Source organism: Flavobacterium sp. LC2016-13 (assembly GCF_009707955.1).
Taxonomy (GTDB): Bacteria; Bacteroidota; Bacteroidia; order Flavobacteriales; family Flavobacteriaceae; genus Flavobacterium.
This window is the reverse complement of sequence record NZ_WMDQ01000004.1, coordinates 515,282-524,645: the sequence shown is the minus strand read 5'-3', so window position 1 is coordinate 524,645 and position 9,364 is coordinate 515,282. Positions and strand designations below refer to the sequence as shown.

Below are 9,364 nucleotides of genomic sequence, written 5' to 3'. Positions count from 1 at the left end.
GTAAACGGAAGTCCGGTTGGTTTGCACGTAAAAGGTATAAGTCACACGATTTTACTCGATGACATGAAAAAATCCAGAACTTTTCTGGATCGCAACCTACAAGAAATAGCACTGAATATTTTTGCCGAAGAAACTGCCGGAGAATTTTACCAAAGAGATGCTATTGAACCAACTTACACCAAAATTTTCGATTACAAACCGCAATATAACGAAACGAGTTTTGACTTTTTAAAACGTCTTTCTGCCCGTTACGGACAATGGTTTTATTTTGACGGAATGCGTATGCAATTTGGACAAACCAAAACCAGTAAGGTCAAATTAATCAACGGGGCTTCGCTGCATGAATTTGGTATTGAAACCAATTTAGTTTCCCATAAAACTTCTTTTGGAGGTTATGATTATAATTTGGCAAGCAATATTAATGCCTCAGAAGCCAAAACCAATACAGGAAGTGTTGATAGTTTCGCAAAGGTTGTTTTAGACAGACAAGCCTCGGTTTCGCAACCCAATCTAAATGTTGGCGCCTATACCAATCAGGCACAAAATGCAACAGATATTACGGAGCTGGCCAAACTGCAAACCGCAGGTAGAGATGCCAACAGTGTTTTTTATACGGGAATATCTTATTTGCCTATTGGTTTAGGGCAGGTTTTTACGATTCAAAACCAAACGGTCGAACATGAACTTGTTGCTATTGAAGTAATACACCACTCACAAATTCACGGAAATTACAAGTGTGAGTTTAAAGCTATTCCTGCCGATGTTGCCGCGCCGCATTATACCAATGTAGAGAAATTTAGAAAAGCAAAAAGCCAGTCTGCCAAAGTGTACGACAATAATGATCCCGAAGAATTAGGACGCGTAAAGGTAGAATTTTATTGGGGAGCCGGAAGCACAAAAAGCGAATGGATGCGTGTTGTACAATCTTATTCCGGCGAAGGAAGGGGAGTTTATAACAGACCTGAAATAGGCGATGAAGTATTAATTGATTTTGAAGGCGGAAATATTGATTGTCCTTTCGTTTCTGGATCCCATTATAACGGAAAAGCGAAACCCGAATTTTTTGATTCTAAAAACATGATTAAAGGATGGAAACTGAGATTTGGTCAATTGTTCAAATTTGTTGAGAAAGTGGGAATCTGGCTTTCTGATCCGAGTGGGAATGAAATTCATTTGGATGAAGAGAATAAAAATGTAACCATAACGACACTAGGTACATTAACTCTTAATTGCAAAAATTTAGTTTTAAATGTTGATCAAAATATGTCAACAAACGTAAACGTAAACAAAACCGATATTATTGGGGTAAATCACAGTGAAAATGTTGGCGGATTAAAAACAATAGGAATTGGAGGCGATTTTAATGCGATAGTAGAAGGGAAATATTTAGAACATATTAAAGGAAATTTTGAATCTACAGCTGAAAAAGACAGACACGATAATGGTAAACAAAGTTTAAATCATAATACCGGAGGTGATTTGAATAAAAATGCCCAAAAAGAGATACAAAATAATAGTGGAGAACAAACCAGACACAACTAGATTATGAGCAGAATTAGAATTGTTGAAGGAAATATTACTATAAATACAAAAGGGAATCACTATATGTATTCGCAGGGAAATATCACTTTTAATGCAGCTGGTTTTATTAATGAAACAGCAGAAAGTCATTCTTACGGAGATCCCATTGAAGCACCTGTTTTCAATTTAGAAAAAAGAATTATAGAAATGTATTGGACATATGGAGATACAAAATTATCCAATAAATCTAGATTTTATGTAGACATGAATCTTATTGTAAAGACAACAAATTATAAAGAAGGAGAAAGTATTAAAGTTTATATAAAAAGTGAAGATGGACAACCGCTAACGGGTGACAGTAACGAATTAATACTTACAGGGATAGTAAATAAAGATAACATGGTAGTTTTTGAAAATGTTTTAAAAGATTACACTTTAAATCTTTTTAAAAATTAGTAAGGTTACGATATAGAATAATTTGAAATTTAAATAAATCTAAAAATTATAATTATGGATTATGAAAAAATGATTCCAATAGAGTTAATGCAACGAGCTTTTATTGCTCAATCTGGTGGAATACAGACAAGAGCAATATCCGTCACCAGACCATCATGGGACAATATGATTAAGAATTATCCTGATACTTCCGTGGATGTAATCAAATTATATAATGATATTGGTAATGGTTTAATAGATTTATACAATAAGGCACCTGAAGATTGGGAAAATACGTGTTCATTTAGAATGAGTAGAGGATTAAATTTAAGTGGTTTCAATCTTCCAAGAGATAATTCAAAATATAGAGAAAAAGGTTCTAGCGGAGGTGTACATGTAGGCTCAAATATAGGCTCGAAAAAGAACTATTATTGGTATAGAGTAAAAGAATTAGGCAGATATTTAGAAGATAATTTAGGTTCACCAGAATTTGATGTAACTCTCAAAAAAGTTGGAGTAGGTGAAAGAAAAACTGGTGTATCACAATCAGATTGGGATAAATTAAGTAAATTAAAAGGAATTGTTATGTTTAAAGTTTCCGGCTGGAATAATGCATCTGGTCATTTTACATTATGGGATGGGAAAAATTTAATATATCCAGGAGGAGCACAGCATAATGATCCTTCTAGCGAATTTTATTATTTTAATATGAAATATGAACAATACCACCCGATTAAGAAAAAAAATATTGTTGTACAAACGGATGAAATAAAATTATGGGAACTAAAATAAAACAAGGCATATATTTATTGATTGTACTATTAATTTACAGTAAAACAATTGCGCAGAACAAAGTAGCAGAAATAAAAAAATATGCATTTAATAAGTGCATAAGTTATAATTATCAAAAAATTGATTCAACCTTTTATAAAAATTATAAAGATGCTTCGGGAGTACAAATCTCTGTAAATGGAAATTTCATAGAAGATGATATATTGAAAAATAAAATAATAGATTTTACGATTAATGTAACAGGATTATACTATTCTCTTCAAAATAATTTACACTTTGAAACGGGAGATAAAAACATTATTTTTTGTAATTGTTTTGATTTTTATGAATCTGCAGAACTGGAGAAATTTATAAAGAAGTTATTAAAAAAATAATCAGATGACGAAACTATTTTTAATTATTTTTCTATTTATGTTCATAAGCTGTAGTCCACAGGATTGCAATAATGTTGTAGTTACAATTAATAATACTGGTAATTATTACTTTAAAAAAGAAAAACTTATGGCTATAACTTCAGCTAAAAATGATTCTATTTCTCTTAAATACAAAGACACTTTATTAATAAAAGTAGAGAAATATAAAGTTGGTAAGTTAGTAAGTGAAGCAAATTTTCTATATGATTCAAATAATAAAATATCAGACGATTATATTTTTTCGGAAGATTATCACGATTACTTTGAAAAATTTTATACAAGAATTCCATATAAAAATAAATATAAATTACTTGACCGAGATTTCGTTTATATTGATAATGTTTTAGATGAAGTACAGGATTGGAAAAAATATTGTAATGATAAAAAAGAAATAGAAATATTTGAATTCAAGTTAGATGAGAATGTTAGAATGTTGAATGCTAAATTTTCTCCTTTCATATATGGTACGATGTTAAAAAATATAAAATTACATGTTGCAAATAATTTTTTAGTTGAAATAGAAGCAATCCTTATTGAAGAACCAGACGGAGAGACTATTTATTACAAAAGATATTATGATTATGACAAAACAGGCAGGCTAATTTCATCAAAAACTATAAATAGTAATTCTGGACAAATAGAAGATCAAGAAAAAATAGAATACAGAAAATGGTAGGTGTCCATGACTTAGTGAAAATCCCAGCAAGCATTTTTATAAAGAACTAAAAATAATATGAAAAAATATTATATAAGATTGAGTTTTTTAATGGTAAGCAATTGGATGTGAATATGTAAGCTTTTCCAGGGCGAGACAACGTTTAAACAAATAGATATAATAGTTATCGGATTGCGATCACGAGCTAGAAGCTCACGCCAGCAGGTATAAAGAATTAAAATCAAGAAAAAAGAAAGTGTATGAAAAAAAATAAACTAATCACTGTTTTTATCTCGCTATTGACAATTTCATGTAAAGTTTATAATAAAGATTATGTCATAATTCATTCTAATAATAAAGAGATGGAAATCCGTCATTATTTCCACGTAAATAATGAAGAATATGCAAGAGTTTATGGTAATAGTAAAGAAAATGATTCAATTACATTTACAATTGATAATAATGATCTATTAGTCAACCAATTTATATACAGTCAAGAACAAAAAAAACGTATTGCCGGAGGAAATATACTATATATAAACTACACTACTTCAATTACAGATATTAAATATTCTCAAAATGCCGATGGATGCATGAATATAAATCCTATTATAAATTTAGATTTTTTGAAAAAAGATAAAGAGATTGAAAAAATTATTAAAGAAAACTGTAAAATTAAGGAGAGGAACAAAGAAGAAGATTTCTTTAGTGATTGTAATTTCATTCTTCCTCAATTAAATAAAATATTTACCTGATAATTCTAAGATTATTTCCGTTGAAATTATGAAAAATAAAAAAAAACAATTTCAAGAGATTAATTTAAGGGCTAATTATTTTAATACAAAAATTGATTACAAAAGATACTATTATTATAAAGATAAAAATATTCAAAAAATAAAAACATTAGTTAGAGATAGTATTTCAACAGATACTATTATAGATTGTTATTCTAAAATTAATTTAGATTAGTAAGTATAATGAATCAAACTCCCGTGCTGGCGTGAGCATCTTGCTCGTGAACACAAATAATGTATATCGTTTAAACAAGTAGATATAATAATATCGAATTGCAATCACGAACTAGACACTCCCGCATTATAGCAAAGCTCAACTTTTTTGGTTGGGCTTTTTTGTGGACAAAATCAGGTATAAGTACTTGATTGTTTTAGAATGGTTTATTGATATTTTTGATAAATAAGATTTAACGCTACAAATAAGGTTTTCCATAAAATAAGAATTAATTTTAAAATGATATTTGCTACTGAAATATTTATGTTGTTAATAAATTGAAGTGTAATTTAAAATAAATCATATAATGGAAATATCGTACATAATAATTGGATTGATTTTAGGAATTATTGTTGGTTGGTTAATTGCCAATTCTAAAAAAAATATCAAATTCCAACAGGAAAAAGACATTACAAATCAAAAATATATTGATTTAGACAAAGAGTTTGTTGCATATAAAGCAACATCATTATCTGAAATATCGACTACAAATAAAACGAATAGTGATTTTTTAACTGAAGTTAATAGACTAAATTTATTACTAAAAGAAAGTTCACAAGAATTGAGTATTTGTAATAATAAATTATCTGTGAGCGATGCAAATTTAGTTGCATCAAATAAAACTATTGAAGAGAAAAATCTTGATTTAGATAATATAAAAAAAGAGTTGGCTAATTTAAAAATAGAAATTAATCAATATTCTAAACATTTAGCTACTTCTCAAGCAAGTTTAATATCAGTAAATGAGGTATTGTTGGAGAAAACAACTGAATTAGAGACTTATAAGGAAGAATTAAAAAAAGTTACAAATAAATATAATTTACAAAATGAAGAATTTGCAATTTCTAAAGCAAATAATGAAGCTTTAAATAATAGACTTGAAACACAAAAGAAAGAAATAGAAGAATTAGGTAAAAAGTTTAATTTAGAATTTGAAAATATTGCCAATAAAATATTAGATACTAAATCTGAAAAATTTACAGAACTGAATAAAACTAATATAAAATCTTTATTAGAACCCTTAGGGCAAAATATTAATGAGTTTAAAAAACAGGTTAATGAAGTTTATAAAACGGAATCAAATGAAAGATTTTCGTTAGGTGAAAAAGTTAAAGAACTAGCTCTTCTTAATCAGGTAATTAGCGAAGAAGCGAAAAACTTAACTAAGGCTTTAAAGGGCGAAGCAAAGACTCAAGGTAAGTGGGGTGAAATGATCTTAGAAAGTATTTTGGAAAGATCAGGTTTAAGAAAGAATGAACAGTATTTTATGGAACATGAACTATTGGATGAAAATGGAAAAGCCATTTTGTCTGACTCAGAGGGCAAAAAAATGCGTCCAGATGCCGTAATAAAATATCCCGATAACAGAAATGTTATATTAGATTCAAAGGTATCTTTAAATGCTTTTACAAGATTAATCGCTTCAGTTGATGTAGATGAACAGAAAAGAGAATTATTAGCACACATTTCTGCAATAAAAAACCATATTATAGCATTAAGTTCAAAGGGATATGATGATTATGATAAAGCGTTGGATTTTGTTATGATGTTTATTCCAAGTGAACCGGCTTATATTGCGGCTTTACAAAATGATCCGGATTTATGGAATTTTGCATATGATAAAAGAATTTTATTAATTAGTCCAACTAATTTAATTACGTCATTAAAGTTAATCGTTGATCTTTGGAAAAGAGAATATCAAAATCAGAATGCAGTTGAAATAGCAGAAAGAGGAGCTAAACTATATGATAAGTTTGTAGGCTTTGTATCAAATTTGGAATCTGTTGGGAAAGCAATCGATAAAGCTCAAGAAAATTATAACGATGCATTTAAACAATTAAGTACAGGTAATGACAATTTGGTTATTCAAGCTACGAAACTTAAAAATTTAGGATTAAAAAATAAAAAGGATCTTCCTAAAGAAATAGTATCATTATCAACACTAGATATAATATCTGAACCAAGGATTGAAATTTTAGAAGAATGAAATATTTCAGGGAATAATATTAATAACTAATAAATATAACTATGAAAAATTTAATTTTGATTATCGCATTATTATTTGCATTTAGTTCAAATGCTCAAGCCAAAAAACAATATAGAAGCGCAAAAAGTGGACAATATGTAACGAAAGCTAAAGCAGAAAAAAGCCCTTCAACGACTTACAGTACATCTAGGAAATCAAGAAAGTAAACGTAGTTCTTAGAAATCTTTCGACTTAATTTCGTTTCAGGTTTTTAAAATAAAAAACATAAAAAGCCTCGATTTTTTTTAAGATCGAGGCTTTCTGTTTCTATCACATAATAACTTAAATTTCATTCCACATCCAAATAAGGATTTAAAATCTCCGCTAATTCATTCAGCCAATAAAAACTATTTTCTAGTTTGATTATTTCTAGTTGATTGGTTTCGTGTTCCCTGATAAGTCCTAAAGCGAGTATATAATTTACTTGTCTTATTGCTTTTGCCATTTGTTCTGGCGTTACTGTGTTGTTGAAAAAAGTCATAAGCCTGGTTTCAGCTTCTTTTGAAAGGGTATTGGTACTCATAATCTTGTGTTTAGGAAAAGAACCCGCACAGCTAAGGTGTCCTACGCCACAAAGTGCGTTGCAGTTGTTTCCAATACCGCCACCATACCGCACGGGCAAAAGCTTTTTTGATATCATTTTTCTTTGTGTTTAGGATTGTAAAGATATCAAAAAAATATTTTAAGTAAGAAAATTATTATATTTTAAGGCAAAAAAAATATTATTAGTTTCAAGAAAACAGTATCTGAATGGTAAATATAAAGCGTTATTTTTACAAAAGAGAATATTGAATAAATGAAATATATACGACACGAAAACATTTTTGTTCTAATTGGTGGAATTTTATTATTTGCATTATTAATTTGGTGGATAAGATCAGGAGATATTAGAGAATCTAAGAAGTTGGAGGAACAAAATTTAGAAATGGATTCAATTACTAAAATGCGTAGTTGGCGAGTTTATATTATTGCAGGATTTGGAATAATAGCTTTTGTTTTGAAGTTATAAAGAGATTAGTTAATATGATATTTTAAAAATGAATAAAATAATCCTTCTACTATTATTGATAATTTCCTTTTCAGCGAAATCTCAGGATCTGACTGAAAAAATAGTAATTTCTAGAATTACCTATGTTAATCAATATGACGGCACTGAAAAGGAATATAAAATAGAAAAGAAGGTTATTAAAAACCAAAAAACAATCCAGAATTTATTGGTAGAACTACAGAAAGTTGATGATACAACACAATTATTATCAAAATTTAAAATTGATACTAATTACATCAGGAATAATCCTGAAAAATTATTGAGTTTTTACAATAATGAATATAAAATTGCGTGGAATAAGGAGCAAAAAGAATACATTTTTAAAGTTTTAAAAAACATAGATTTATATAAAAAGGAAATTAATGAGTATTTGTCTAATGGCTGTTGTTATACCATGCACAATTCATATCGAAGTCAATTTGTAGTTGAGGTTTTTAAAAATTCGTGGTCTAAAAACACTTTTAAATCGAGAAAGTTTGTTTGGAGTTATGCAATACCTTTTGAAGATGATAATAAAGACTTGATTTATAATTTTGAAATTCAAAAAATATTAGACAAAGTTTTAGATATAGAATCTAAAATAAAACCTCCACTTGAGGGAAATAAATTGTTGAAATATTTAGTCAATAAAATAATCAGAAATAATAATCAGGCACTTTATGCACTATCAGCTTATACATATTTGAAAGAAATAAATGAATTAAAAACAGATTTTGATGTTTTATCTTTTGAAGAAGTTTTGGGTTTTGGAAGATATATTGGGTACAAGAAAAAAACTTTCAGGATAACATTGAAAAACGATAAAATGCTCCCGAATGTTTATCTTCAATTTTTAGCATTAAAGGAGGGAAATTCAATTTATTCCAGAGATTCAATAAAATCGGATTATCAGGAAATTGTAAAAAGAGTTCAGTCAATAAAATTCATTAGAGAAAGCTTAAAAAACGATCCAAATTTAAAACTTGATATTTATTATACTAATAACAATACAGTAAATGAATATAATATCGATGGTGTAAATAAAAATTCGACAGGATGGAAAAAACACGATGAGTATGTAAAAAGCTTAAATTGGTACGCAGTAAATAACATCACACCAACTTTTGATATTAATAAGGCCATAGAAACATCAAAAAGAAATGATTGTGGTTGTAATTACAGATTTGATCAAAAGTTTATAGAAAAAGCAATATTTTTTGAATTAACTAACTCAAATAAAGATAGTTCTGTGTGGTTTTTATTGCCTGATAACAGGGTTTTATTATATTTAATGCAAGGAAAAAAAGTTCTTGATTTTGATTATTCAGAATTTGGCAAATATGCCGGAGTTCAATTTCCGTGTGTTATGTTTAATGAGATTGGAGAAATAACGAATAGAAATTTGTAAAAAAATAAATCTTCTTTTGAAATCTGAAGCATAACAGGAAATAGCTCCTAATAAAAACTAAGTTTTTTAATTTCATTTT

12 protein-coding genes are annotated in these 9,364 nt (G+C 28.2%); 11 read left to right on the top strand and 1 reads right to left on the bottom strand.

Going from position 1 to position 9,364, the window contains the following annotated elements; genetic code table 11:
* The 9 genes from GKZ86_RS11640 to GKZ86_RS11600 all read left to right on the top strand — a co-directional run.
* Window positions 1–1,542, top strand: a 1,542-nt coding sequence (locus tag GKZ86_RS11640) for a type VI secretion system Vgr family protein (RefSeq protein ID WP_154783283.1), incomplete at its 5' end; no start/stop codon positions are given.
* Between the two features lie 3 nt (window positions 1,543–1,545).
* A complete protein-coding gene (locus GKZ86_RS11635; protein WP_154783282.1) occupies window positions 1,546–1,977 on the top strand; it encodes a hypothetical protein in 432 nt (143 codons plus the stop codon).
* Between the two features lie 54 nt (window positions 1,978–2,031).
* The gene (locus GKZ86_RS11630) at window positions 2,032–2,748 is read left to right on the top strand and encodes a T6SS effector amidase Tae4 family protein (RefSeq protein WP_154783281.1); all 717 of its coding nucleotides are present in this window, start codon (window positions 2,032–2,034) and stop codon (window positions 2,746–2,748) included.
* Entirely contained in the window at window positions 2,733–3,122 is a 390-nt protein-coding gene (locus GKZ86_RS11625) for a hypothetical protein (RefSeq protein ID WP_154783280.1), read from the top strand. Before GKZ86_RS11630 ends, GKZ86_RS11625 begins: the two co-directional genes overlap by 16 nt.
* 4 nt (window positions 3,123–3,126) lie before the next feature.
* A complete protein-coding gene (locus tag GKZ86_RS11620; RefSeq protein ID WP_154783279.1) occupies window positions 3,127–3,837 on the top strand; it encodes a hypothetical protein in 711 nt (236 codons plus the stop codon).
* Between the two features lie 239 nt (window positions 3,838–4,076).
* Entirely contained in the window at window positions 4,077–4,571 is a 495-nt protein-coding gene (locus GKZ86_RS11615; protein WP_154783278.1) for a hypothetical protein, read from the top strand.
* 28 nt (window positions 4,572–4,599) lie between these two features.
* Window positions 4,600–4,785 carry a hypothetical protein gene (locus GKZ86_RS11610; protein ID WP_154783277.1) on the top strand — a complete coding sequence of 62 codons (186 nt, stop codon included), beginning with the start codon at window positions 4,600–4,602 and terminating at the stop codon, window positions 4,783–4,785.
* A 346-nt stretch (window positions 4,786–5,131) separates the two neighbouring features.
* The gene (gene rmuC / locus GKZ86_RS11605) at window positions 5,132–6,811 is read left to right on the top strand and encodes a DNA recombination protein RmuC (RefSeq protein ID WP_154783276.1); all 1,680 of its coding nucleotides are present in this window, start codon (window positions 5,132–5,134) and stop codon (window positions 6,809–6,811) included.
* A 41-nt stretch (window positions 6,812–6,852) separates the two neighbouring features.
* Complete coding sequence (locus GKZ86_RS11600; RefSeq protein ID WP_154783275.1) at window positions 6,853–7,017, top strand: hypothetical protein; 165 nt, start codon at window positions 6,853–6,855, stop codon at window positions 7,015–7,017.
* Window positions 7,018–7,139: 122 nt separating this feature from the next.
* Here GKZ86_RS11600 and GKZ86_RS11595 read toward each other — a convergent pair whose 3' ends face one another.
* Complete coding sequence (locus GKZ86_RS11595; protein ID WP_154783274.1) at window positions 7,140–7,373, bottom strand: hypothetical protein; 234 nt, start codon at window positions 7,371–7,373, stop codon at window positions 7,140–7,142.
* A gap of 273 nt (window positions 7,374–7,646) precedes the next feature.
* On the opposite strand from GKZ86_RS11595, the gene GKZ86_RS11590 reads away from it, so the two are divergent.
* A complete protein-coding gene (locus tag GKZ86_RS11590; RefSeq protein WP_154783273.1) occupies window positions 7,647–7,859 on the top strand; it encodes a hypothetical protein in 213 nt (70 codons plus the stop codon).
* Window positions 7,860–7,887: 28 nt separating this feature from the next.
* Window positions 7,888–9,285, top strand: coding sequence for a hypothetical protein (locus GKZ86_RS11585; protein ID WP_154783272.1), 1,398 nt, complete (start codon window positions 7,888–7,890; stop codon window positions 9,283–9,285).
* The last annotated feature ends 79 nt before the right edge of the window (window positions 9,286–9,364 follow it).